We start from the raw sequence: 24,474 nt of genomic DNA, 5'->3' as shown, positions 1-24,474 counted from the left end.
CAACGAGAGAGAAGGATGACGATGATACGCTTTTGCCCGCATTGTTTAACAGAACGGCCGCTGACGGAAATATTTTGTGCGGGGCAAATCCAAACAGAGCAAGGAAGTTTCCAACGCTGTAGTTGGGACCTAACATTAGAGCCTATTCATCCAAAAGGATGGCGACCAGAAAAAGAGCAAGTGACTCCGCTCGAAACTTCAGCTTCAAACAGTCATCAAAGAGAAACAGATAACCGTCAAGTACGCTACTGTGAAAATGGACACCTAATAGCTGCAGATGACTTTATTTGCCTCGAGTGTGGGGCTGATGTCGCAGTAGAACCCGTCATTGAAGTTGTATCGTCATCCTATCCTCAAATAGGCTCTTGGCGTATAGAAAGACGGATTAATGGTAGTGATAGCCCCCGAGAACGCTACTTTGTCACGCATTGTACTGAAGAAAAACGTGGTGTACTGACCCTGTATCAAAAAGGGGAGGAGCCAGATCCCAATATTTATCAAGTCATTAAGCGTACCCCAACTGAGCATGTTCCCGAGTTTTATGAAATAGGCCGCTATGAAAACCGTGCATGGCATGTGACTGAAATGCTTGAGGGGGGATCATTAAGCCAATTTATACAACAAGGTGAATTTTGGCAACCTCATGAAATTCCTAGATTAGTGGAAGAAATGGGGCAGGCTCTTGCGGCGTTTGCAGAACATGGGCTGCGTCATCGTAATTTGTGTCCCGCTAATTTACTTATTCGTCGTCGTCATCCCTTAGATATCGTTGTGATTGAATATGGTTCCGCCTGCCTATCTGAGTTTGACCTTGATATTGTTACACCGCTGGATATTTCTCGTTATTCAGCACCTGAAACGCTAGCGGGTGGTGTCAGCGCAGCATCTGATTGGTGGAGCCTAGGAATTATTCTCTTGGAACAACTCACCCAAGGGCAGTGCTTTACCCAGGTTCAAGATAATGCCTTTCTTATCCAGGTTATGACGAATGGCGTTGATTTACCTGACGATTTACATCCGAATATTCAGTTGTTATTACGCGGGTTGTTGTGTCGTGATCGTTTTTTACGTTGGCAATGGCCACAAGTATCAGCTTGGCTACAAGGGAAGCCTCAACAAGCTCCTCAAATTCAAGAAACCAATAGACAAAGCCATTTCCACACGCTGACGTTTGCAGGGCGGCAATTCCAGCAACCTGATGTATTTGCATTGATGGCCGCGGAAGCTAGCCATTGGGATGATGCGTTGCCACTTTTATTTCGGGGGGATATAAGCTCTTGGCTCGCACAATTTGAAAATAGCCAAGCGCAATTAGTAAAATTGCAGGCATTGCTGGATAGTGATTTTCATCAAGAAAATCTCGATGATATTAAGCTGACCTTCGCTTTAAAAATCTTGAATGAAAACATTCCGTTGATTTACCGCGGTGAGATAATTACCCCTGCATGGTTGTTAGAAAACCCAAATTTAGCTTTTGCATTGATTAGCGAACCTCTTAACCAATACGTTCAAGATATTGACCCACAGCATTGGCTAGTACAGCTTTATCATCGCCAATACTTGGTGCGTGAACGTGCAAATCAGTTAAACATCATTTTGAATGAAGAAAGCCTCAGATTGTATTTATTGATTACGTCAATCAATCAATTATCGGCAAGATGGGCGCTCTTTCATGCCCAATTCCCTGATTCACATAATGAAAGTTTACAAGGGCTATTTGACAGGCAAAGTCCACAAGAAATTGATTACATTCTATTATTGAGTGCGGATATTGGCCAATTTATTTCAGTGTCAGCATTAGTTGAACAGGCATTTGAACTCGCTAAACAAAACGATATTCATAATTTTGATCATGAAATCGCCAAAAAGCAGCTTTCACTAACGCGTAAGGAATTGTATTTACTGCTTAGTGAACGAGTAAGTGACTTCAAGCGTATTGGGTTGGCCGTTTTAGACAGTTGGGTTGACCAGTTTTTATTGATGCGTAGGCTTTCACTTAAGAAAATATTGGTATTACTGGCAGTACCCGTAGAACACTGGCAAGTTCCTGAATCACAAAAATATGTACTAGAAGTGTTGCGCTTTTTTAACCAAAAACTAACGGCGGTGACACAGCGGGGTAATTTAGTTCGCATGTGTTTAACGCCAAATACAGGGCGTATTGATTTAACTGAGTGTGATAGTGCAGTTCGCCGTGCAAGCACATTATTGGAACATCTACTTAATCGTAAAAAAGGGTTGATAACGATTGATAGCGATATGTTGCTACAGCGAAAAGGTGTGAATAGCCGCTTAAGAATGTTGCAAGCAGATACGCAATTATATCAAAGGGATACAGGTATAAATGGAATGTATCTGGGATTTCCTTTTTTAGTACTGAATACCCAGCCAAACCAAATTAAACCCCGAATTGCCCCATTATTTTTATGGCCAATTTCAATGCAATCAGCTATTGCACAACAAAGTCCCATCCAATTGAATTTTGACCACGAACGAGGAGCCGTCCGTCTTAACCCTGCATTAGCGAGTTTTGTCGGTATTCCTGCGATGAGTCAATGGCAGGGAGCGTTAGACACGTTATTGTCTAAAGCAGGCTTGACCATTGGTGAAGTCATGGAAAGTTTGTCAGCATTGCTGCCAGTACAAGACCTTGATTTAGCTCCATTACCTGCATTAACCGACCCAGTTGCTGAAAACTGTGCGCAAATTGCCTGTTCCGCGGTGCTATTTCATACCTCATTTATTGGGCAGGCGATGAGTAGCGATCTACAGCAAATCGCGAATACCTCTATTGCTCAAACGGCGTTGTCGACCTTACTGAAAGTGAATTCAGTTAATATTCAAGAACCTGTTATGGACTCCGAAAATATCCTGAGCCCATTTGCGTTGTCCCTTGCTGACCCCTCTCAAGAACGTGTCGTTCAAGCGGCACAGCAACAAACTGGACTATTGATTGAAGGGCCACCAGGAACAGGGAAAAGCCAAACCATCGTTAGTTTAATTGCAGATGCATTAGGCCATCAACAGACAGTATTAGTGGTATGCCAAAAGCCTGCGGCGCTTGAGGTGGTATATAAGCGATTGGTTGCCAATGGTTTAGGCGACAGAGCGTTGCTCATCAACCAGAACCAAAAGGGCCGTGATATTATTTTGGCGGTACGTGAACAAATCGAGCAACTGTGGAACAAAGAAAACAGCGTATTATTTGAACAAGATTGGCAGGAAGAACGCGCTAATTTACTCTACCGAGTACAATTTTTTGAGCAAAAACTCGATGGTTATTACCATGCACTCAACCATGTTGATGAGTATTGGCAGCTGTCTTATAAGCAAATTTTAAGTCAATTAATTGAGGTTGAAGATTCAGAGCGCTTAAACATCCAGAATGATGCGTTAGCCCCAGTATTTAATGAGTTTAATCAAACCAAATTTGCCCAACTTTTTGATGATGTAAACCAGCATGCTCAGGCCTGGTGGCAACTCGATTATGAAAATAGTGCACTAAAAGCATTGGCCCTGTTTTCTGTGAACGACCATCAATATATGCTGTTTAATCAATATATTGCATTATTTATAGAGGCTGAAAAGCAGCGTGATCAGGTGTACCAATCGGATTATCACCGTATTCAACTCACTGAACTGACAAGCCATGAATTAATTCTGGAACAACTAAAACGGCATTTGGGCCTGCAAACGCAGGCGCAGTGGCAAAGCTTATCCCAGTGGCTAGCTTTGTTTATCAATTTACAGGGTTCAGTCACCACAGGTAAAACAGTTATTGAACAATTAGAACAATACTATCAACGCTTATTATTGATTGACGTGGTGAATACAGATTCACTGTTGTTCCCATTGTTTAAGGGGATTGAGTCGAAAAAACTGGCTCAGCTATCTCGCGCAGCAATTGAGTCAATGCAAGGTTCATGGTTACGCTTCCTCAACCCATTTTATTACGGGCGCCATAACCTGTTACAGCAATTTATAGCGCAAAGTGGGGTAAATCAGACGAGTTTGCCTGTGTTGCAAGCAACGATTGAGGTAGAGCAACAATGGCGTTTGATTGCACAAGAAATTATGCCTATTTATCAAAAAATGGGTGTTAATTTTGAACAGGATTGGCGAGCTCACTTACCGCAATTAATTGAGCAATTAAAATGGGTGGATAATACGAGCCAATTATTACTTCAATACCCTGAAATTTCACATTTTTTATTCGCTATTATTGATGAACAACAAATCGGGTTTGAACGCCAGTGCCTTGAGGTGCAGTCTGCGATTGCAAGAGTTAAAGCACAACGTGAAAGCACGAGCCAATTAAAACGTATGGCGTCTGTTTTTTCACCTCAGACGGTTGAACGTTTCCAATGTGCCATTAATAAAGGAGAATCATTTACGGACGAATTAGCCCAAATATTCCAAGAAAAAAATAACTTATCAAAATATCAATTATTTAGAATGGAAACGGCTAATTTTACTCAACAACATTGGCAAGTTTTATCAATATTATACCCTGTCGCTGCGCAATATATTCATGAGAATAGCCACCAAAAAGATTGGGTTGCGGTACTGAGCCAAACCATTAGCTACGGTTTCTATCACTTTGTCAAAGCGCAATTTGATGCCAAATTACCTGCACTTTCAACTAATAATATACAATTTATGGCGGATTTAGCGGAACTTGAAAGCGCACAGAAACAACTGCAATCGTTTAATCGTACAGCGCTGACACGCAATTATGACTTAGCTAAAATGGGGGGGCGCCGTGAATGGGAAGAAATTACACGCCTTGCAGGGCCAAGGGCGCGCCGTTTAAGGGAGTTTATTAATGAAGGACGCGAAATTGGCTTGATGCAATTACGCCCAATTTGGCTGATGACACCTGATGTGGCAAGCCAAGTATTGCCATTGCAAGCGGCAATGTTTGATAGTGTAATTTATGATGAAGCGTCTCAAATGCCGATTGAATTTGCATTATCTACCTTGTTTAGAGCGAAACAAGCCATTGTCAGTGGTGATGAGAAGCAAATGCCACCATCGAAATTCTTCACAGGGAAGCTGGTTGAAGAAGACAATCATGATGATGAAGATGAACAGCAGGAAGAGGCCGATGAGGAATGGGATTATCGGCAAATTAGTGATTGCCCTGACTTGCTGCATTTAGCGCGTACCGTATTGCCTGTGCATACTCTAGATATCCACTACCGTTCGGCATATCGGGAACTGATCAACTTTTCAAACTTTGCTTTCTATGAAAACCGGTTAAATATCCCAGCACAATTTTCAGCAAAATTAGTTAATAAAATTAAGCCGCTACAACTTGTGGCGGTTAATGGTGTGTATACAAATCAAACAAATGAGGCAGAAGCAGCAGCGATTGTCGACCATCTTGCAACATTATGGCAATTACCTTTTGCACAACGCCCGTCAGTAGGCGTGGTCACCTTTAACCAAAAGCAAACAACATTGATTAATCAACATATTCGTTTGCGTGCGGAGCAGGACGACGAATTCTTGGCTGCCTATACTCAAGAAAATCAACGTTTTTTAGATGAAGAAGACATGTCCTTTTTTGTCAAAAATGTGGAAAACGTGCAAGGAGACGAGCGTGATGTGATTTTATTTTCCACTACATTTGGCCGTAATACACAAGGGACATTTAGGCGTAATTTTGGCGTATTAGGGCAATCAGGGGGAGAACGTCGTTTAAATGTTGCGGTCACACGGGCACGACAACGTGTGGTCATTATGTCTTCGATGCCTATTGAAGAAATATCGGATTTATTGACAACCTATCGTAAGCCTGAAAGCCCGCGAGATTACTTACAAGGTTATTTAGCTTATGCAAAAGACGCATGTGATCCGACAAAACAGAAAGAAAACCAAAAATTGCTTAACCGAATGTGCCAAACTCAGTTTGCCGTGCAGGATACACTTGAGGAACCAAGTGCGTTTGTCGCTTCAGTCGTTGAATTTATTCAGGAAAATGGTTGGCAGGTAACGGTATCTACAAAAAAAGAAGTGTTTCATTTTGATTGCCTGATTGAAGATAAAATAACTGGGCAATTACTCATTGGTATTGAATGTGACATGCCCTCACACCCACTTTTGCATACGGCTAGAGCGCGAGAGTTATGGCGCAGCAATATTTTAAGTCGCGTGATCCCCCAACGTCACCGCATTTCGATTATTGACTGGTATAACAATAGAGCATTAGCGCAGCAACAGTTACAAGACGCGATTGTCCACGCATCATTAAATTTAAATGGCTCTAAGAGCATGGCGACTAATCAAGAGGGCGAGTTATGAGTTCATCTGTGCATCGTATCAGCGTTAGGGAAATGAATGAAATCCAGTGCCGTCGGCAATTGGCTGTGACAAGTAAAATGTTTCAACAATGGCAAAAAATGGCCAATACAACCCAGTATCATCAGTCACGTATTGAGCAATTAGCCACATTATTTCAGCAGCTTTCAACGAGTGACACTGCCACATTGCCTGCACGCCAGTTAACGGTGTTGAAAAATCAATTAAGTGAGTTGAATGGCACATTGAAACACGAGATTCAAACCGTTCGCGAACAACAACTTGAACAACAGGCATTAGTGGCAAGAACAAACGCGCACCGACAGCACAACCTTGAATCTTTAGCCGCGTTAGTTCGTGAAAAACTTCCCCATGAAAAACAGCTAATTGCGGAGTTAGAAAATGCAGATACGATGACCGAAAAGGCCACGAGCTCACTCATTTTCCGCGCACTCGCCGTATTAAATGACGTGCAAAATCAGCTTTCACCATTTGCTAATCAATTATTAGATCAGTTAAAAGCACAATCTGATGGTGTCCCTCAATTTTGGCAGCACGGAGCACCATTATCACCATTTGCCAAGCAATGTGAGCAAATTTTACTGATGATTGAAAAGCTTAAACTGGTGGAATATTTGTCTGAAGTACAAAGTGCACAGCAACAGCTCACTGAAATTCAAGCCATGAATGAAAGCCCACAGCGCCACTTACGAGCCGATTCACTCATCCTAATGTTGGCTAAGCAGTTGAAAGAAAGCCAGCAACATACTGAGTTAGTTGAAAAAATTGAACAGCTTTGTGCTGAGCTTGCTATTTTTTCTGATGAGGAAAATACAATAATTATTAATGAGGCATTAGCTTCAACGCATTTAAGCTCAGTTGCTGAGTTGATGTCACTGGCTGAACAATTAGATGCACGAATTAATTTCGCGGAACAGGCGTTTGTCGCAGAGGCGCAAAGAAGAACGGTGCTAGACGGCTTAGGTAAGCTGGGTTATCAAGTCCAAGAAACGGATGTTAAAACCTGGATGGATGATGGTAAAGTCGTGGTCAGGCACCCTGCAACCCCAGGATATGGTTTAGAGTTGGGGGGAAAACAAGCTCGTTTTCAAACACGTACAGTGGCATTATCCACAGAAAGGGACACTCAACGAGACAAAGATATTGATGCAATTTGGTGTAGTCAGCATCAGCAATTGCAAGCGTTAGTTGCTCAATCGGACGCCGAGCTAGTGGTTGAACGTGCATTGCCCGCAGGAAGCGGCGAAATGAAAGTTTATGATATGGAAGCGGCTGAACTGCAGAGAAATACCGTTGTACACCAGCGACCTCGCACACTACGTAAATAAGCGATTACTCATAATTTATCATATTTCAAAAAAAGGCTGCTCTAACTATATAGGGTAAATTCAATAGCTTAGATCAGCCTTTTTATATGAACGTATGATTTTAGTTTAAGCTGTGTGCATACTTTGGGGATTTGTCTGGCTCCGTTTACGGGCTAATACCAGCTTGCTATAGATTAGGGCAATAACAAAATAAACAGCTTGAGTCACCACGATGGTTGGCCCTGTTGTTGCATTAATATGAAAGCTAAGAATAGTACCAATGACGCTAGATGTCACTGAAGCGATAATGGCGACGACCAGCATTTTGCCAAAGCTACGACAAAGAACGAACGCAATAATTCCTGGTGAAATCAGCATGGCAATGACAAGAATGATCCCAACAGCTTGCAGTGAGGCAACAATGGTCAACGCTAATAACGATAACAAACCATAATGAATCAACTTAACGGGTAAGCCAATCACGCGAGCTTGGTTTGGGTCGAAGCAATACAGCATAAAATCTTTACGTTTCAGTAAAATAATTGCAATCGTGATCCCAGCAAACAGTAAAATCTGTTTAAATTCGCTATCGGTGATCCCCAGAATATCGCCAAATAAGATGTGCGTCAGGTGTTGCTCTGTATCGATTTTAGCAAACATCACTAAACCGATAGCAAACATTCCTGAAAACACAATCCCCATGACCGTATCTTCTTTTATTCGACTGTTTTCTTTGAGATAACCCGTAGCGACGGCACAAAATAACCCTGAGGCAAATGCCCCAATTGCTAATGGGATACCCAGCAGCGAGGCAATAATGATCCCTGGTAAAACAGCATGGGAAATAGCGTCTCCCATAAGAGACCAGCCTTTTAACACCAAAAAGCAAGATAAAATCGCACACACAGTTCCTGTTACGATAGCGGTGATTAATGCCTTCTGCATAAAAGGAAATGCGAATGGTGCCATCAATAAGTCAATAAAATCACTCATGAGAGGCTCCTTGCTGGTGTAATCGGGCGACTTCTTTTTTCGCCTTGCGACGAGAGGCAAAAATGCCGTGCTTCGGTGCAAAGAAGAAAGCCAATAAGAAAATTATGGTTTGCAACGTGACGATTAACCCACCTGTTGCGCCATTAAGGTAGTAGCTGATATATGCACCAACTGCGCTGGTCACAGTACCGATAGTCACGGAGATGATTAACAATCGCTTAAATTGGTCAGTCAGTAAGTAGGCCGTGGCGCCAGGCGTGACAACCATTGCTATCACTAAAATAGCCCCAACCGTTTGCAGTGCGGCGACTGTACAGGCGCTTAATAATGTAAAGAAAATGATTTTTAAGCGTAAGGGGTTTAAACCGATGGAGCGCGCATGGCTTTCATCGAAAAAGACGGCTAAAAGGTCTTTCCATAAGCATAATAAAACGATGAATGAAACACCGATAATTATTTCAACTTGAAGCACATCCGCATCTGCAATGCCTAAAATATTACCAAATATAATGCTTTGCACGTTTACCGAGGTTGGGTTTAATGAAACAATTAATAATCCCGCAGCGAAGAAAGTGGAAAAGATAAAGCCGATAACAGCATCTTCACGCAGGCGAGTTAAATGTTTTACCAGCGTCATGGCAAGTGCCGCGAGGATCCCCGTAAAAAAAGCACCTGCAGCATAAGGTAAGCCTAATGCATAAGCTCCAGCTACCCCTGGAACAACGGAGTGGGAAAGGGCATCACCCATTAATGACCAGCCTTTTAGCATTAAATACGCAGATAAGAATGCACAGACGGCACCGACAATGGCGCTCACCCAAATGGCTTTTATCATAAAATCGTATTTAAAGGGCTCTAATAACAAATCAATCATTCTTCACCCTTTGGCTGATTTTTTCTCACTGGCGCATCGTGATCATGACCATAAAAAACCGCAGCCCTTTCATCATCGGTAATGACGGTAATTGAGCGAGGGTCATCATCATCATGCAGTTCTTGCCCTGACAGATTGATGTGGCGTAGTACTCCTCCAAAGGCCTGCTGAAGGTTTCTTTGTGTAAACGTCGTTTCAGTTGGGCCACTGGCTAATACGGTACGGTTAATCAAGATGACTTGGTCGCAGAACTCAGGGACGCTCCCTAAGTTATGAGTGGAAACCAAAATGAGGTGGCCTTCATCACGTAAACTGCGTAGCAGATCGATGATGGCATTTTCGGTTTTTACGTCAACCCCCGTAAATGGTTCATCTAAAAGCAAAACTTTACCTTGCTGGGCAAGGGCACGAGCCAAAAACACCCGTTTTTTCTGCCCACCAGAAAGTTCACCGATTTGACGATGTTCAAGGCCAGCAAGGTCAACACGTTCCAGTGCCATCTTCACGGCATCTTTATCTTCTTTTTTGGGAATACGGAAAAAGCCCATTTTCCCGTAGCGCCCCATCATGACAACATCCGACACTAAAACAGGAAAGTTCCAGTCAACTTCTTCTGTTTGCGGGACATAAGCAATAATGTTTTCTTTTAAAGCAGTTTTAATCGGTTGGGCATTTAATGTCACGCTGCCAGATGATGGGGTGACAAGCCCCATAATGGTTTTAAAGAGCGTCGATTTTCCACTACCGTTTACACCAACGAGTGCACAAATGGAGCCTCCCGTAATATTAAAACTCGCATCATAAATTGCGGTGTGACCGTTATTGTATGTTACGGTTGCATCATCAACGACCAGATTGGGGTGCTCAAATTGATTAGAGTGAGTCATATTACTGTGAAAATCCTTTAGCTATCGTGTCTACAGTGGTTTTTAACAGGTCGATATAAGTTGGTACTGGGCCATCAGCGGTGGAAAGTGAATCTACATATAAGATACCACCATATTTAGCCCCTGTTTCTTTGCTGACTTGGCGAGCGGGTTTGTCAGAAATTGTGCTTTCGCTAAATACAACAGGGATATTATATTGACGAACAGTATCAATCACTTTTTTAACTTGTAGAGGAGTACCTTGCTCTTCCGCATTGATTGGCCACAAATAGACTTCTTTAAAGCCGTAATCTTTCGTCAGGTAGCTAAATGCGCCTTCACTGGATACTAACCAGCGTTCATTTTCAGGAATGCGGTTTAAACGTTCACGCAGTGGTGCATCAAGGGCTTCAATTTGTTGCGTGTAGTTTTTGGCATTTGTATTGTAGGTTTCAGCATTTTCAGGGTCATACTTGACCAAGGCTTGACGAATGTTTTCGATGTAAATCTTGGCATTTGCAGGAGACATCCAAGCATGTGGGTTTGGATTATCTTTGTATTCCCCTTCACGAATAGGCATTGGCTCAATCCCTTCGGTCACAATAACAGCGGGAACATTGTTAAGGTTTTCAAAGAAACGTTGGAACCAAACCTCTAAATTCATGCCATTCCATAAGATTAAATCGGCATCATAGGCCTTCATAATATCTTTAGGTGTGGGTTGATAGCCATGGATTTCAGCGCCAGGTTTTGTAATTGATTCGACAACAGCGGCATCTCCGGCTACATTTTGAGCGATATCTTGTATAATGGTAAATGTGGTGACCACTTTAAATTTTTTAGCAAAGGCGGGTTGACTCACAAAGAGCATTGCCGCGAGCGCAAATACAGTGGTAAGTAAAGGTGCGGATAATCGAGATAAGTTCTTCTTCATAAAAGTTGACCCTGACATTATAGACTTAGCATTTTTAACAGTATAGTTGTTAAGGTTGATAACAATTATACTTTATAACTTAGTTGATAATGATTATCAATATCATTTGTAAAAATAAACATAAAAAATGGGGAATTACATCTATAGTTATTATGGGTTTTGATTTCCTACTGTTATTTTGTATGACTAAAACACGTCCTGAAGTAAAAGTTAAGTAAAAATTATTTTATTTTTCTTGGGATTAGTTATTCTCCCAGTGGCTTTGATAGCAGAGGATACAACAGTGAAAAAAATAATCAGCGGTACTTTTGTGCTACTGCTACTTGCCGGTTGCTCTAGCGAGCCTGATAGGCAAACAACAAAAACGCGGATGTTGGACAATCGTAATACGCTGCCAACAACGGCACAAAATACCACGTTTCCACGTACGCCTTTTGATGAATTTATTCGTGACTCTGCTTCCCGTTATAGCGTCGATGAAACGCTTATTAGGGCAATCATTGAGGTTGAATCAAACTTTAGGCCAGAAGTGGTGAGTAAATCAAATGCAATTGGTCTTATGCAAATTAAAGCCTCGACAGCAGGGCGTGATGCTTATCGTTTCCAAGGCAAATCAGGGGAACCAAGTTCCAATGATTTGAAAGACCCGCAAAAAAATATCGATATCGGCACAGCTTATATTCGAATTTTAAGGGATCAGCACCTTGCTGGGATCAATCATCCGCAAACGTTGTATTATGCAACTGTTGTTGCATACGTCAATGGCGCTGGGGCATTACTAAGAACCTTTGATAATGATAAAGGTCGGGCGATCGCGATGATTAATAATTTATCGCCTGAAGAATTTTATCAGCATGTACAATCTAAGCACCCAGCACCGCAGGCACCACGATATTTGTGGAAAGTGAAAAATGCCTACAATGCTTTAGCGATGTCTTATTGATATTCTGTGAGTAAGTGTGGGAGCTGCGCGATAATTTCAACAATCCCGTTGATGACAAATTGCACTCCCATACAAATTAATAAAAAACCCATTACGCGAGCAATCGCATCAATACCACTATTTCCTAACCATCTCATAATTGACGTTGCCCCTCGCAAACCAATCCACACAATTAAACTGGCTAAAAGAAAGGTAATGACGGGGGCGACTTTAAGCACCCAAGGCGCAAAGGTTACGTTTCCTTGCAGCGACGCAGTTGAACTGATGATCATCGCAATGGTACCAGGCCCCGCTGTACTTGGCATAGCCAAGGGAACAAAGGCAATATTGGGGGATTCTTGGCGTTTTTTGGGAACACTGGGGTCATCTAATGGGGTTGTCGGTGAATCATCTGATGGATCACTATTAGGAAATAACATCCCAAAACCAATAAAAGCAACAATTAACCCACCAGCAATACGTAAACCTGGTATTGATATACCAAATGTATTCATCACAAGTTGACCCGCATAAAAAGCAATGGTCATGATGGCAAAAACATAAATTGAGGCGAGAAAAGCTTGGTGGTTGCGTTGCTCTTTGGTCATGTTTGCTGAGATGCTGAGCATAACTGCAATTGCTGTTAATGGATTAGCAAGGGGGAGAAGCAAAACAAGGCCAATACCAACAGCTTGAAAGAGTTCTAGGAAATTTGTCATAGTAATTAAATTCAATCTCCTGATAAATGTAAGTAATTTTCCTTATCCTAAATAATAACGAAAATTGTTATAGATCTGTATCTTAGCATTTTTAATTAGGTTAATGTTTTATTATTGAATAGGAATTAATGCAATGAATATTCAGAATAAGTGCTTACTATTATAAAGAATCAGGGGGAGGTTGAAGTTGTTCACATTTACTGTGGATAACTGCCGCATTCGTTTGTGAATAACCAAGATAAATACTTAACTTACAATTGGATAGCTGCTTGTGCTAAAAGTATGCAATTTTGATAGGCAAAAAAAAACCTTCTTATGGGGGGTCATAAAAAGGTCAAGGGCATCTATTAACAGGTTATCTAATGTCGATGTGTTATTGAGTATACCTTCTGCAATGTGATGTACTGATAATTTATGTAAATTCATTAAAAGATATTTTTAAAGTATATAAAAAGAGAGAAATAATATGCTAAATGGGATTAATCATTTAACCTTGGCCGTGAGTGACATAATAAGAAGCATTTATTTTTATCAATCGTTATTAGGGATGAAACTACACGCTAAGTGGAAACATGGAGCGTATATTTCTTGTGGTGATTTATGGTTGTGCTTGTCTGTCGATATATCACGCCAACACTTAGCGCCGAGTGAAACAGATTACACTCACTATGCATTTTCCATATCAGAGAGCAATTTCGCTCTACTCGTCAATAAGCTAAAAGAGAACGAAGTTGTGGTGTGGAAGGAAAATAAGAGTGAAGGGGATTCTTTTTATTTTCTCGATCCAGATGGGCACAAATTAGAGTTGCATGTAGGTGATTTAACTCAACGCTTAAAAAGTTGCCAGAGTTCACCTTATGACGGTATGGAATTTTATTAATCAATAATGAGGTGAATATGGAAATCGTTACAATTACTTCACTTGATAACTATGAACAGCAGCTTGCTTCGTTATTAATTGATAGTGTAGAACATGGTGCTTCTGTGGGCTTTCTCGCCCCTTTATCTATTGATGAAGCCTCGGGTTATTGGCAGCAAATAAAGCCAGATTTAGTGCAACAAAAACGCTTTCTTATAGCATGTATTAATGATGATAAAATTGTGGGCGCCGTACAAATTGCGTTATGCCTAAAGGCTAATGGGCTACACCGTGCGGATGTTGAAAAATTAATGGTTCATAGTCAATTTCGTCAACAAGGAATTGCGACTCAATTACTTAATGTTGTTGAGAAAATAGCACTGAAAAATAATCGTACATTATTAGTATTAGATACTCGTAGTCAGGATGTTGCATCTGTTTTATACCGAAAACAAGGGTATAAAGAGGTTGGTGAAATTCCAAATTTTGTGGTTAATTCACAAGGTCGATTTGAAGGGACGACATTTTTTTATAAGCTGCTGGTTTAAAGCACACTGAATAAATTCCAATGATGATGTTTCTTTAAATAGCCGAAAGTCGCTAGAGTTTTCTTTACAAAGTATTTTTAATTTTAAAAATTGCTTTACGCACAATTGTATATCCTATGTTCAAGTTATTTTGAACAGTAGGAATGAGTATGAAAAAGCTGATAGCGACGTTTGCTGGGGCATCAATGTTATTTATTTTAGCTATCGCAATAATGCTCATTGTTTTTCCCCAGCAATGGAAAGAAAACATTTATCCTAGTTTGTCACAAGTAATCCCTGCATCGTTAAGTTCTGTATTGCCTCAAGGACTTGTCAGTAATAATGTTTGTGATAGTTTGGAAAATAACTTACAGAGTTTCGCTAACTATCTGAAAGTGAATCAGGATATTGTGGATATAAAAGGTATGAATAGCCTAGATGAGCAATTAGCCAATATACAGGTGAGGATAGACTCAATGCCTGCGGATGTCCGTAATTTAGTATGCCAACAGGAATACAGCAAATTAGAAGGCTTAAAAAGTGTGTTCTCATTAGGGCACAATAATTAGTTTTTTGAGTCCATTCTTCCACTTCACAATAGACACCACAAAGTTTCCTCGCTGTTTTATGGTATGCTAATTAACCTCATTTAGAGTTTAAGGTGCATAATGAGAATTTTAAAATATCCATTGTTAAACTGGCTAATCGCAAATGGTGTGGCCATTTATTTTCTATTCAAACAGGATGCATTAATTTGGCAATTTTCAGGTTGGATGGGAATACTTGGCATTTTAGTTGCTTTTGAAAGTGCTAGCTGGGTCGCGACGAGTTTATTTTATTTTTATAAACATAAGACCTCACCAAATCCAAGTGTTCAAGCAACGCACCTTGTCACTAATGGCCCCTATCGACTATCTCGAAATCCAATGTATTTAGCGTTTACTTCCATGAGCTTAGCGTTGGCATTTTTTACACACTCACCTTACTTTTTGGTTTCTGGATTAGTCTTCTGGCTAATGACAGATTTATACACCATCCCGCAAGAAGAACGTTTTTTATCTGTCACATTCAGTGAAGAATGGGAACGTTATCGCAAACAGACTCGACGTTGGTTATAAATTAATGTTAATGAGACATTTTCTCAATTATGATGAATCATTGTTTTTTTATGATAATTAGGAATTTCAATGAACTACCAAGTTGCGCCACTTTGGATTAATTCTGCAAAGTTAGCGTGTTTGATTGTGATAAGTCTTTTTTTGGTTTTTTTTTCAGTTAGTGGGTTTATTGTATACTTACTGGCTATCGGGGTGGTATGGGCTGTAGTCGTTTCTTTTAAAATCCATGCAATGAAAGAAAAGGGGATTGTTTTAAAAAATAGTGATGTATCTGATTGGATGATTTATATCCAAGGTATTCCTGTTGAGGAAAAAAGACAGTCTTTAGCGAACCCTTGTTTTGCAATTTTACAGCAAGGTCAATCATTCTTTAGTAAAGCACTTATTTTAAGAGGGCTGATTCAAGCTTTTTTCTGTGTGTATATTTTTCAGCAAATCTATTTTGTGAATAATATTTATGTGCAGGTATTCGCTTTAATGTTTGAAGCATATATTTTGTATTCGTTATGGAATACCATCCAAAACTTCATTGCGATGAAACAAAATAAGATTATTACTGAAGAATTAGTCGCGCCTAGTGGATCGCATTGGTATCGCCTTTCATTCATGAAAAAAGGAAAACGAATTCCTGCCTTGGAGAGTTTATTCGCCATTTAATCGGGAAGGTGTTGATTCTTCATATATTGAGGCACAATAAACGGCTTTGCGCTATCGCCATAAAATATGTCTGTGTTATCATTGATAGTTGAGTAACTAGCGATGTATCAATTTATGTTGTCTTAAATTATCTATAATTGTGTACATATCTCGCACAGTGAAGCGAGAAATCGTTAGTAACGTATTGATTTATAAACTTTGGAATAATCAAGCAAGTGATCTGGCGTGTGGGTCACCACTGCTGATAAGGATTTTTTAATGCCTGTTATTACTCTTCCTGATGGAAGTCAGCGTCAGTTTGACCATCCTGTTTCTGTGATGGATGTTGCTCGCGATATTGGCGCGGGTTTAGCTAAAGCATGTATTGCTGGCCGTATTAATGGTGAGCGTGTTGATGCATGTGAAATGATTGAACATGATGCAAACGTGTCCATTATTACGAGTAAAGATGATGACGGACTCGAAATTATTCGTCACTCTTGTGCCCACTTATTGGGTCATGCAATCAAACAATTATGGCCAAACACTAAAATGGCTATCGGTCCAACTATCGATAATGGTTTTTACTATGATATCGATTTAGACCACATGCTGACGCAGGAAGATTTGGAAAAGCTTGAAAAGCGTATGCTTGAGCTTGCCAAAACAGATTATGACGTGGTGAAAAAACGAGTTTCTTGGGCTGAAGCTCGCGAAACGTTTGTCGCTCGCGGCGAAGACTATAAAGTCGAAATCTTGGACCAAAACATTAGCCAAGATGACCGCCCAGGTTTATATCATCACGAAGAATATGTGGATATGTGCCGTGGCCCGCACGTTCCTAATATGCGTTTTTGCCACCACTTTAAACTACAAAAAGTGGCTGGTGCCTACTGGCGCGGCAATAGCGACAACAAAATGCTGCAACGTATTTACGGCACAGCATGGGCTGATAAAAAGCAATTAGCGGCTTATTTATTACGTTTAGAAGAAGCGGCTAAACGTGACCACCGTAAAATTGGTAAACAACTAGACTTATACCATATGCAAGAAGAAGCGCCAGGTATGGCATTCTGGCATAACGATGGTTGGACAATTTTCCGTGAACTGGAAACTTTCGTACGTACAAAACTGAAAGCATATAACTATCAGGAAGTTAAAGGCCCATTTATGATGGACCGTGTACTGTGGGAAAAAACAGGCCACTGGGAAAACTACAAAGATGCGATGTTCACAACCTCGTCTGAAAACCGTGAATATTGTGTTAAGCCAATGAACTGCCCAGGTCACGTACAGATTTTCAACCAAGGTTTAAAATCTTACCGTGATTTACCACTGCGCATGGCAGAATTTGGTAGCTGTCACCGCAATGAGCCATCAGGCGCACTGCACGGCTTAATGCGTGTACGTGGCTTTACGCAAGACGACGCGCATATCTTCTGTACTGAAGAGCAAATCTTAAGTGAAGTGACCAGCTGTATTGAAATGATTTATGACGTTTATGCGACGTTCGGTTTCGAAAAAATCGTCGTTAAGCTGTCAACTCGTCCTGAAAAACGCATCGGAACTGATGAGATGTGGGATAAGGCAGAGGAAGATTTAGCGAATGCACTGAAATCAAAAGGTATTGAATTTGAATACCAGCCAGGTGAAGGTGCATTCTACGGCCCGAAAATTGAGTTTACACTGTACGACTGCCTTGACCGTGCATGGCAATGCGGTACTGTTCAGCTAGACTTTTTCTTACCAGGTCGTTTAACAGCTTCCTATGTGGGTGAGAACAATGAGCGCATTGTTCCTGTTATGATCCACCGTGCAGTGTTGGGTTCATTAGAACGCTTCATCGGGATTTTAACTGAAGAGTATGCAGGTTTCTTCCCTACATGGTTAGCACCACAACAAGTGGTTGTTATGAACATTACGGACGGTCAAGCCGACTATGTTCAAGAATTAGTAAGCAAGCTGCAAAGTGTTGGCATTCGTGCGAAAGCGGACTTACGTAACGAGAAAATCGGCTTTAAGATCCGCGAACACACACTGCGTCGTGTCCCTTACATGTTAGTCTGTGGTGATAAAGAAGTTGAGTCAGGTAAAGTTGCCGTACGTACCCGTCGTGGTAAAGATTTAGGCAGCATTGATGTCAACGAATTCACGACTGAACTGCTAAAAGAGATCCGCAGTCGTCAACTCAATCAGATGGAGGAATAAGGTATTAAAGGCGGAAAAAAACTCCCAACAGCACGTCCTAATCGTATCAACGAAGAGATCCGTGCAACCGAAATCCGTGTCACTGGTTTAGACGGTGAGCAACTTGGTGTCATGAGCGTGCGTGAAGCACTCTTTAAAGCAGAAGAAGCGGGTGTCGACTTAGTCGAAATCAGCCCAAATGCTGAGCCGCCAGTTTGCCGTATTATGGACTACGGTAAATATCTTTATGAGAAGAGTAAGTCTCAGAAAGAACAAAAGAAAAAACAAAAAGTTGTTCAAGTGAAGGAAATTAAATTCCGTCCAGGAACAGACGAAGGTGACTACCAAGTTAAACTGCGTAGTTTGATTCGCTTTTTGGAAGATGGTGACAAAGCTAAAGTTACGCTACGTTTTCGTGGTCGTGAAATGGCACACCAACAGATTGGTTTGGAAGTGCTTAATCGCATCAAAACTGATCTGGATGAACTGGCATCAGTGGAATCATTCCCTTCAAGAATTGAAGGACGCCAGATGATCATGGTATTGGCACCAAAGAAAAAATAATTAAGCCAGTATGGTAATAGTTAAACAGCGTTCATTTGAACGCTGTTTAACGTATTTTTTAGTAATATGAGGCGATTTTTCGCATGCTCATAGCGTTTTTTCGAGTATAAAACTGGTACTCTCGACCCTCCTAAGATTAAAAATCTTACGCAAAAGCTAAGTTTTCAAATATGTTAGCGTGATTTATTTCAAGATTTACTTGAGTAATCGGACAATAAGCATTAAAATCCGCGGTCGAATCATATTGTCGACGGCTTATAGAGCCAAGACAAACAAAGAATATCGTATACACGTTAAGTTTTAACAACATAACGGGTGTATTTGCTTGAGAGAATATGCAAATCTCTTTACCCAGTTGGAGGAATGAAGTATTAAAGGCGGAAAAAGAATCCCAACAGCACGTCCAAATCGTATTAACGATGAAATCCGTGTTCCTGAGGTCCGTTTAACAGGTTTAGACGGTGAACAGTTAGGCATTATGAGCGCGCGTGAAGCGCTTGAAAAAGCTGAAGAAGCAGGTGTAGACCTCGTTGAAATCAGTCCAAATGCTGAGCCGCCAGTTTGTCGTATCATGGACTACGGCAAATTCCTTTATGAGAAGAGCAAGTCTCAAAAAGAGCAGAAAAAGAAACAAAAAGTTGTTCAGGTGAAGGAAATTAAATTCCGCCCTGGTACAGATGAAGGTGATTATCAGGTCAAACTACGCAACCTGATTCGCTTTCTGGAAGATGGTGATAAAGCAAAAGTCACGCTACGTTTTCGTGGTCGTGAAATGGCTCACCAACAGATTGGTCTGGAAATGCTTAACCGCATCAAAGCTGATCTTGAAGAACTGGCATCTGTGGAATCTTTCCCTTCAAGAATTGAAGGTCGTCAGATGATCATGGTGCTGGGACCGAAGAAGAAATAATTAGGCCTGCAAGTAATACGCATCCATAGCAATATGGTTGTTATTCGCCTAATTAATTCGTAGTTAATCACAATGCGAAGTTGGAAATTAAAGAAATGCCAAAGATTAAAACTGTACGTGGCGCAGCAAAGCGCTTTAAAAAAACTGCAGGCGGTGGCTTTAAGCGTAAGCATGCAAACCTTCGTCATATCCTGACTAAAAAGTCAACTAAGCGTAAACGCCATTTACGTCCGAAAGGAATGGTATCTAAAGGCGATCTGGGTCTGGTAGTTGCTTGCCTGCCTTACGCATAAGTAGACAATTTAGTTAATTAAGATAAAAGACGATAGGAGATAGCTATGGCTCGCGCAAAACGTGGTGTAATCGCACGTGCACGTCACAAAAAAATTCTGAAACAGGCGAAAGGTTACTATGGTGCACGTTCACGTGTTTACCGCGTAGCGTTTCAAGCGGTAATCAAAGCTGGTCAATATGCTTACCGTGACCGCCGTCAACGTAAACGTCAGTTCCGTCAACTGTGGATCGCGCGTATCAACGCAGCGGCTCGTCAGAACGGTCTGTCTTACAGCCGTTTCATCAATGGCTTGAAAAAAGCTTCAATTGAAATCGACCGTAAGATTTTAGCAGACATCGCAGTTTTCGATAAAGCAGCATTCACTGCTTTAGTTGAAAAAGCGAAAGGCGCTTTAGCTTAATTGTTTGCTTGAAAAGGGGAAGGTAACTTCCTCTTTTCATTTATAGCTATTTGTGTTACTACTTTAAAATACAATTTTATTGGAAAGATATCACATGCACACTGTTATTTTTCGTTTCTTTTTTTACTTTAGCACCTGAGGTTCGGGGGCTTTTTCGCGTAAATAAAGAAGAAACGAAAAGTTACGCTAAAGCCTCCTTAGGGAGGCTTTTTTGTTTTTAGTTTAAGATTAAATGCAGTAAAATCAGTTAAGTACTCATCCATTATGTAATGGAATGTGAAGCTTAATAAATTTAGTGAATAACTAGCAAAAAGACCAAGTGGTCATAAAGGGGAAACAATGCCACATCTCGCTGAGTTGGTTGCACAGGCAAAAGCAGCCATTGAACAGGCCCAAGATGTTGCTACGTTGGAGTCAGTGCGTGTTGAATTTTTAGGCAAAAGCGGCCATTTCACACTCCAGATGAAAACGTTGCGTGATCTGCCTGCTGATGAACGTCCAGCAGCAGGGGCTGTGATAAATGAAGCCAAAGTACAGGTTCAAGATGCACTGAACGCCCGTAAGGATGCGATGCAAGCTGAGATCCTTAATGCGCGCCTCGCATCTGAAAAAGTTGATGTGTCACTACCTGGGCGTCGTATGGAAAATGGTGGGTTACATCCTGTTACCCGCACAATTCAGCGAATTGAAGAGTTTTTTGGCGAGTTAGGTTTCTCCGTAGAAACTGGCCCTGAAATCGAAGATGATTATCATAACTTTGATGCATTAAATATTCCTGCCCATCACCCAGCACGTGCGGATCACGATACGTTTTGGTTTGATGCAAAACGTCTGCTACGCACCCAGACCTCTGGTGTGCAAATTCGTACTATGAATGGACAGCAGCCACCAATTCGTATTATTGCGCCTGGTCGCGTCTATCGTAATGACTACGACCAAACACATACGCCAATGTTTCACCAAACAGAAGGTTTGATAGTTGATAAAGACATTAGCTTTACCAACTTAAAAGGTACACTGCATGATTTCTTGAATAATTTCTTTGAAGAAGAAGTTCAAGTGCGCTTCCGTCCATCTTATTTCCCGTTTACTGAGCCTTCAGCAGAAGTTGATGTCATGGGTAAAAACGGCAAATGGCTAGAAGTATTAGGTTGCGGAATGGTACACCCAAATGTATTGCGCAATGTGGGTATTGATCCAGAAGTTTACTCTGGATTTGCATTCGGTATGGGAATGGAACGTCTGACAATGTTACGTTACGGTGTTTCTGACCTGCGTGCATTCTTCGAAAATGATCTTCGTTTCCTCAAACAGTTTAAATAAGGCGGGTTTATCTCATGAAATTCAGTGAACTCTGGTTACGCGAGTGGGTGAACCCGGCGATCAGTAGCGAAGCATTATCAGACCAAATTACTATGGCTGGCCTTGAAGTTGATGGCGTTGAAGGTGTAGCTGGTCAATTTCACGGCGTTGTTGTTGGTGAAGTGGTTGAATGTGGTCAACACCCAAATGCAGACAAACTGCGCGTGACAAAAGTCAACGTGGGTGGTGAGCGTTTATTAGATATTGTTTGTGGTGCCCCGAACTGCCGCCAAGGCTTAAAAGTTGCAGTAGCAACAGTCGGCGCAGTATTACCTGGTGACTTTAAAATTAAAGCCGCTAAATTACGTGGTGAGCCATCTGAAGGGATGTTGTGCTCGTATTCAGAGCTGGGTATTTCAGATGACCACAGTGGCATCATTGAATTACCACTCGATGCAACCATTGGTACCGATATCCGTGAATATTTAAAATTGGATGATAATGCGATTGAAATCAGCATTACACCAAATCGTGCAGATTGCCTAAGCATTTTAGGGGTTGCACGTGATGTGGCGGTTATCAATAAATTAGAATTAACAGAACCTGCAATTAATGTAGTTCCAGTGACCACGGAAGACACTTTCCCAATTCGTGTTGAAGCGCCAGAAGCCTGTCCGCGTTTTGTGGGCCGTGTAATTAAAAATATCGATGTTTCTGCACCAACGCCGTTATGGATGAAAGAGAAACTGCGCCGTGGTGGTGTTCGTTCTATTGATGCAGTTGTTGATATCACCAACTATGTCTTACTGGAAATGGGGCAACCACAACACGCCTACGATTTAGACCGTTTAGACGGTGCTATCGTTGCGCGTATGGCGAAAGATGGTGAAAAACTGGTTCTGCTTGATGGTAATGAAGCTACGCTAAAATCAGACACACTAGTGATTGCGGATGAGTCTAAAGCACTGGGTATTGCGGGTATTTTCGGTGGTGAGCACTCAGGTGTGAACACAGAAACGAAAAATATCCTATTAGAATGCGCATTCTTTAATCCACTATCGATTACTGGCCGTGCTCGTAACTATGGCTTACATACTGATGCATCACACCGCTTTGAGCGTGGTGTAGACCCAGAACTGCAATTCAAAGCGATTGAACGTGCAACAGCGTTGATTGTAGATATTTGTGGTGGTGAAGTGGGTGAGATCATCGATGTCACTAGCGAACAGTATTTACCAAAAGCGGCAAATATCAAACTGACTCGTCATAAATTAGACCGTTTAATTGGTCATTTTATTGAGGACAATTTAGTCACCGATATTTTAACTCGCTTAGGATGCAAAGTGACTGCTTCGGAAAATACATGGGATGTTGTTGCTCCGAGCTGGCGCTTCGATATGCAAATTGAAGAAGATTTAGTCGAGGAAGTTGCACGTGTTTATGGTTACAACAGTATTCCTGATGTGCCATTACGTGCTGACCTCATTATGACCAATCATAAAGAAGCCAATTTGCCATTAAAACGCCTTAAAGCAATGTTAGTAGACCGTGGCTATCAAGAAGCGATTACGTATAGCTTTGTTGACCCGAAAGTTCAGGCTTTATTGCACCCAGCACAAGAAGCATTACTGTTACCAAACCCAATTTCAGCGGATATGTCAGCGATGCGTTTGTCGCTGTGGACTGGCTTATTGGGGACGGTTGTCTATAATCAAAATCGTCAGCAGAATCGAATTCGTTTATTTGAAACGGGTCTGCGCTTTATTCCTGATAATCAAGCAGAATATGGAATTCGCCAAGAACCTATGCTTGCAGGTGTGATCACGGGCAATAGATTTGAAGAACATTGGTCATTAGATAAACAAGTTGTTGACTTCTTTGATTTAAAAGGTGATCTTGAAGCTGTTTTTGAATTGACTGGGAAACTAAATCAAATTACATTTAAATCTGAGGCACATCCTGCGTTACATCCAGGCCAAAGTGCTGGGATTTATCTGGAAAATGAACATATTGGCTTTATTGGTGTTGTTCACCCAGAATTAGAACGTAAACTCGATTTAAATGGTCGTACGGTGGTGTTTGAGGTTCGTAGTGATGCGATAGCACAACGTGTCATCCCTGAAGCTAAGGCGATTTCACGCTATCCATCGAACCGCCGTGACATCGCTGTGGTCGTGCCAGAAAATGTAGCTGCTGCAGAAGTTTTAGCAGAGTGTAAAAAAGTTGGCATAAATCATATAGTTGGCATAAACTTGTTTGATGTGTATTGTGGTGAAGGGATAGCGGAGGGTTATAAGAGCCTTGCTATCAGTCTCGTCTTCCAAGATACCCAGCGTACGATGGAAGAAGAAGAGATTACCGCTACCGTTGATCTGTGTGTTGCTGCGTTAAAACAGCGATTCCAAGCCTCCTTGAGGGACTAAACCTATGGCGCTTACTAAAGCTGAAATGTCAGAAAATGTGTTTGAAAAATTGGGTGTTAGCAAACGTGATGCTAAAGAACTAGTCGAAACCTTCTTTGAAGAGGTTCGCCTTTCTTTAGAAAACGGTGAGCAAGTAAAATTATCTGGATTCGGTAACTTTGATTTACGTGATAAAAATCAACGTCCCGGACGTAACCCAAAAACTGGGGAAGATATTCCAATTACTGCACGACGTGTTGTTACCTTCCGCCCAGGCCAAAAATTAAAAAGCCGCGTGGAAAAAGCAACGCCAAAAGAGTAATCATATCAATTCA

General features: G+C 41.3%; 22 protein-coding genes and 1 other annotated feature. Of the genes, 17 read left to right on the top strand and 5 right to left on the bottom strand.

Translation table 11 applies throughout. The annotated features are described in order from the left end of the window. The first annotated feature begins 21 nt into the window (after positions 1 to 21). Both AABS66_RS02525 and AABS66_RS02520 read left to right on the top strand, forming a co-directional pair. Positions 22 to 6,306, top strand: coding sequence for a protein kinase domain-containing protein (locus AABS66_RS02525; protein ID WP_430224542.1), 6,285 nt, complete (start codon positions 22 to 24; stop codon positions 6,304 to 6,306). Continuing rightward, on the top strand, positions 6,303 to 7,652 hold the full coding sequence (locus tag AABS66_RS02520; protein WP_430224541.1) for a hypothetical protein: 1,350 nt from the start codon (positions 6,303 to 6,305) through the stop codon (positions 7,650 to 7,652). The genes AABS66_RS02525 and AABS66_RS02520 overlap by 4 nt, the downstream gene beginning before the upstream one ends. A gap of 105 nt (positions 7,653 to 7,757) precedes the next feature. On the opposite strand, the gene AABS66_RS02515 is transcribed toward AABS66_RS02520, so the two are convergent. The 4 genes from AABS66_RS02515 to AABS66_RS02500 are packed head-to-tail and all read right to left on the bottom strand — an operon-like array spanning position 7,758 to position 11,298. Next, entirely contained in the window at positions 7,758 to 8,624 is an 867-nt protein-coding gene (locus AABS66_RS02515) for a metal ABC transporter permease (protein WP_206083998.1), read from the bottom strand. Further along, positions 8,617 to 9,498, bottom strand: a complete 882-nt coding sequence (locus AABS66_RS02510; protein WP_430224540.1) for a metal ABC transporter permease — start codon at positions 9,496 to 9,498, stop codon at positions 8,617 to 8,619. Before AABS66_RS02510 ends, AABS66_RS02515 begins: the two co-directional genes overlap by 8 nt. Further along, complete coding sequence (locus AABS66_RS02505) at positions 9,495 to 10,385, bottom strand: manganese/iron ABC transporter ATP-binding protein (RefSeq protein ID WP_206084000.1); 891 nt, start codon at positions 10,383 to 10,385, stop codon at positions 9,495 to 9,497. Before AABS66_RS02505 ends, AABS66_RS02510 begins: the two co-directional genes overlap by 4 nt. Before the next feature lies 1 nt (position 10,386). Further along, the gene (locus AABS66_RS02500) at positions 10,387 to 11,298 is read right to left on the bottom strand and encodes a metal ABC transporter substrate-binding protein (protein WP_206084001.1); all 912 of its coding nucleotides are present in this window, start codon (positions 11,296 to 11,298) and stop codon (positions 10,387 to 10,389) included. Positions 11,299 to 11,581: 283 nt separating this feature from the next. On the opposite strand from AABS66_RS02500, the gene AABS66_RS02495 reads away from it, so the two are divergent. After that, on the top strand, positions 11,582 to 12,241 hold the full coding sequence (locus AABS66_RS02495) for a transglycosylase SLT domain-containing protein (protein ID WP_206084002.1): 660 nt from the start codon (positions 11,582 to 11,584) through the stop codon (positions 12,239 to 12,241). On the opposite strand, the gene AABS66_RS02490 is transcribed toward AABS66_RS02495, so the two are convergent. Beyond that, positions 12,235 to 12,939: a MarC family NAAT transporter gene (locus tag AABS66_RS02490; RefSeq protein ID WP_206084003.1), complete on the bottom strand. Its 705-nt coding sequence runs from the start codon at positions 12,937 to 12,939 to the stop codon at positions 12,235 to 12,237. The two genes, AABS66_RS02495 and AABS66_RS02490, sit on opposite strands and share 7 nt — an antisense overlap. A 466-nt stretch (positions 12,940 to 13,405) precedes the next feature. Here AABS66_RS02490 and fos point away from each other — a divergent pair, with 466 nt between their 5' ends. The 14 genes from fos to ihfA all read left to right on the top strand — a co-directional run bounded on the left by fos (position 13,406) and on the right by ihfA (position 24,461). Further along, a complete protein-coding gene (fos, locus tag AABS66_RS02485) occupies positions 13,406 to 13,819 on the top strand; it encodes a fosfomycin resistance glutathione transferase (protein ID WP_206084004.1) in 414 nt (137 codons plus the stop codon). Positions 13,820 to 13,836: 17 nt separating this feature from the next. Further along, positions 13,837 to 14,346 (top strand): GNAT family N-acetyltransferase, encoded by a 510-nt coding sequence (locus AABS66_RS02480; protein ID WP_206084005.1) that lies wholly within the window; start codon positions 13,837 to 13,839, stop codon positions 14,344 to 14,346. 149 nt (positions 14,347 to 14,495) lie between these two features. Next, positions 14,496 to 14,894 (top strand): hypothetical protein, encoded by a 399-nt coding sequence (locus tag AABS66_RS02475; RefSeq protein ID WP_206084006.1) that lies wholly within the window; start codon positions 14,496 to 14,498, stop codon positions 14,892 to 14,894. A gap of 99 nt (positions 14,895 to 14,993) precedes the next feature. Beyond that, positions 14,994 to 15,443, top strand: a complete 450-nt coding sequence (locus AABS66_RS02470) for a methyltransferase family protein (RefSeq protein ID WP_206084007.1) — start codon at positions 14,994 to 14,996, stop codon at positions 15,441 to 15,443. 69 nt (positions 15,444 to 15,512) lie between these two features. Continuing rightward, the gene (locus AABS66_RS02465) at positions 15,513 to 16,100 is read left to right on the top strand and encodes a hypothetical protein (protein WP_206084008.1); all 588 of its coding nucleotides are present in this window, start codon (positions 15,513 to 15,515) and stop codon (positions 16,098 to 16,100) included. Positions 16,101 to 16,358: 258 nt separating this feature from the next. Continuing rightward, positions 16,359 to 18,287: a threonine--tRNA ligase gene (thrS, locus tag AABS66_RS02460; RefSeq protein ID WP_206084009.1), complete on the top strand. Its 1,929-nt coding sequence runs from the start codon at positions 16,359 to 16,361 to the stop codon at positions 18,285 to 18,287. 3 nt (positions 18,288 to 18,290) lie between these two features. Further along, a complete protein-coding gene (infC, locus tag AABS66_RS02455) occupies positions 18,291 to 18,830 on the top strand; it encodes a translation initiation factor IF-3 (protein ID WP_206084385.1) in 540 nt (179 codons plus the stop codon). Between the two features lie 370 nt (positions 18,831 to 19,200). Then, positions 19,201 to 19,740, top strand: a complete 540-nt coding sequence (gene infC, locus AABS66_RS02450) for a translation initiation factor IF-3 (RefSeq protein ID WP_206084392.1) — start codon at positions 19,201 to 19,203, stop codon at positions 19,738 to 19,740. A 95-nt stretch (positions 19,741 to 19,835) separates the two neighbouring features. Next, positions 19,836 to 20,033: a 50S ribosomal protein L35 gene (rpmI, locus tag AABS66_RS02445; RefSeq protein WP_004263702.1), complete on the top strand. Its 198-nt coding sequence runs from the start codon at positions 19,836 to 19,838 to the stop codon at positions 20,031 to 20,033. A gap of 45 nt (positions 20,034 to 20,078) precedes the next feature. Then, the gene (gene rplT / locus AABS66_RS02440) at positions 20,079 to 20,435 is read left to right on the top strand and encodes a 50S ribosomal protein L20 (RefSeq protein WP_004263714.1); all 357 of its coding nucleotides are present in this window, start codon (positions 20,079 to 20,081) and stop codon (positions 20,433 to 20,435) included. Between the two features lie 88 nt (positions 20,436 to 20,523). Further along, positions 20,524 to 20,651 (top strand) — a sequence feature (Phe leader region). Then, complete coding sequence (gene pheM, locus AABS66_RS02435) at positions 20,530 to 20,574, top strand: pheST operon leader peptide PheM (protein ID WP_206084394.1); 45 nt, start codon at positions 20,530 to 20,532, stop codon at positions 20,572 to 20,574. (Overlaps the previous feature by 45 nt.) A 123-nt stretch (positions 20,652 to 20,774) precedes the next feature. Continuing rightward, positions 20,775 to 21,758 (top strand): phenylalanine--tRNA ligase subunit alpha, encoded by a 984-nt coding sequence (gene pheS, locus AABS66_RS02430; RefSeq protein ID WP_048606990.1) that lies wholly within the window; start codon positions 20,775 to 20,777, stop codon positions 21,756 to 21,758. Positions 21,759 to 21,772: 14 nt separating this feature from the next. Next, on the top strand, positions 21,773 to 24,160 hold the full coding sequence (pheT, locus tag AABS66_RS02425) for a phenylalanine--tRNA ligase subunit beta (protein ID WP_430224539.1): 2,388 nt from the start codon (positions 21,773 to 21,775) through the stop codon (positions 24,158 to 24,160). A gap of 4 nt (positions 24,161 to 24,164) precedes the next feature. Then, on the top strand, positions 24,165 to 24,461 hold the full coding sequence (gene ihfA, locus AABS66_RS02420; protein ID WP_206084012.1) for an integration host factor subunit alpha: 297 nt from the start codon (positions 24,165 to 24,167) through the stop codon (positions 24,459 to 24,461). Positions 24,462 to 24,474: the final 13 nt, after the last annotated feature.

Source organism: Providencia sp. SP181, from assembly GCF_050446505.1.
GTDB classification, from domain to species: domain Bacteria; phylum Pseudomonadota; class Gammaproteobacteria; order Enterobacterales; family Enterobacteriaceae; genus Providencia; species Providencia vermicola.
This window is presented reverse-complemented; position numbering and strand designations above follow the sequence as displayed.

Coding starts and splice junctions, on each gene's coding strand:
- AABS66_RS02525 (WP_430224542.1), top strand. CDS start 22: ATGATACGCTTTTGCCCGCATTGTTTAACAGAACGGCCGCTGACGGAA.
- AABS66_RS02470 (WP_206084007.1), top strand. CDS start 14,994: ATGAGAATTTTAAAATATCCATTGTTAAACTGGCTAATCGCAAATGGT.
- AABS66_RS02505 (WP_206084000.1), bottom strand. CDS start 10,385: ATGACTCACTCTAATCAATTTGAGCACCCCAATCTGGTCGTTGATGAT.
- AABS66_RS02515 (WP_206083998.1), bottom strand. CDS start 8,624: ATGAGTGATTTTATTGACTTATTGATGGCACCATTCGCATTTCCTTTT.
- AABS66_RS02475 (WP_206084006.1), top strand. CDS start 14,496: ATGAAAAAGCTGATAGCGACGTTTGCTGGGGCATCAATGTTATTTATT.
- AABS66_RS02510 (WP_430224540.1), bottom strand. CDS start 9,498: ATGATTGATTTGTTATTAGAGCCCTTTAAATACGATTTTATGATAAAA.
- AABS66_RS02480 (WP_206084005.1), top strand. CDS start 13,837: ATGGAAATCGTTACAATTACTTCACTTGATAACTATGAACAGCAGCTT.
- AABS66_RS02465 (WP_206084008.1), top strand. CDS start 15,513: ATGAACTACCAAGTTGCGCCACTTTGGATTAATTCTGCAAAGTTAGCG.
- pheS (WP_048606990.1), top strand. CDS start 20,775: ATGCCACATCTCGCTGAGTTGGTTGCACAGGCAAAAGCAGCCATTGAA.
- AABS66_RS02490 (WP_206084003.1), bottom strand. CDS start 12,939: ATGACAAATTTCCTAGAACTCTTTCAAGCTGTTGGTATTGGCCTTGTT.
- AABS66_RS02500 (WP_206084001.1), bottom strand. CDS start 11,298: ATGAAGAAGAACTTATCTCGATTATCCGCACCTTTACTTACCACTGTA.
- AABS66_RS02520 (WP_430224541.1), top strand. CDS start 6,303: ATGAGTTCATCTGTGCATCGTATCAGCGTTAGGGAAATGAATGAAATC.
- rplT (WP_004263714.1), top strand. CDS start 20,079: ATGGCTCGCGCAAAACGTGGTGTAATCGCACGTGCACGTCACAAAAAA.
- thrS (WP_206084009.1), top strand. CDS start 16,359: ATGCCTGTTATTACTCTTCCTGATGGAAGTCAGCGTCAGTTTGACCAT.
- pheT (WP_430224539.1), top strand. CDS start 21,773: ATGAAATTCAGTGAACTCTGGTTACGCGAGTGGGTGAACCCGGCGATC.
- ihfA (WP_206084012.1), top strand. CDS start 24,165: ATGGCGCTTACTAAAGCTGAAATGTCAGAAAATGTGTTTGAAAAATTG.
- rpmI (WP_004263702.1), top strand. CDS start 19,836: ATGCCAAAGATTAAAACTGTACGTGGCGCAGCAAAGCGCTTTAAAAAA.
- fos (WP_206084004.1), top strand. CDS start 13,406: ATGCTAAATGGGATTAATCATTTAACCTTGGCCGTGAGTGACATAATA.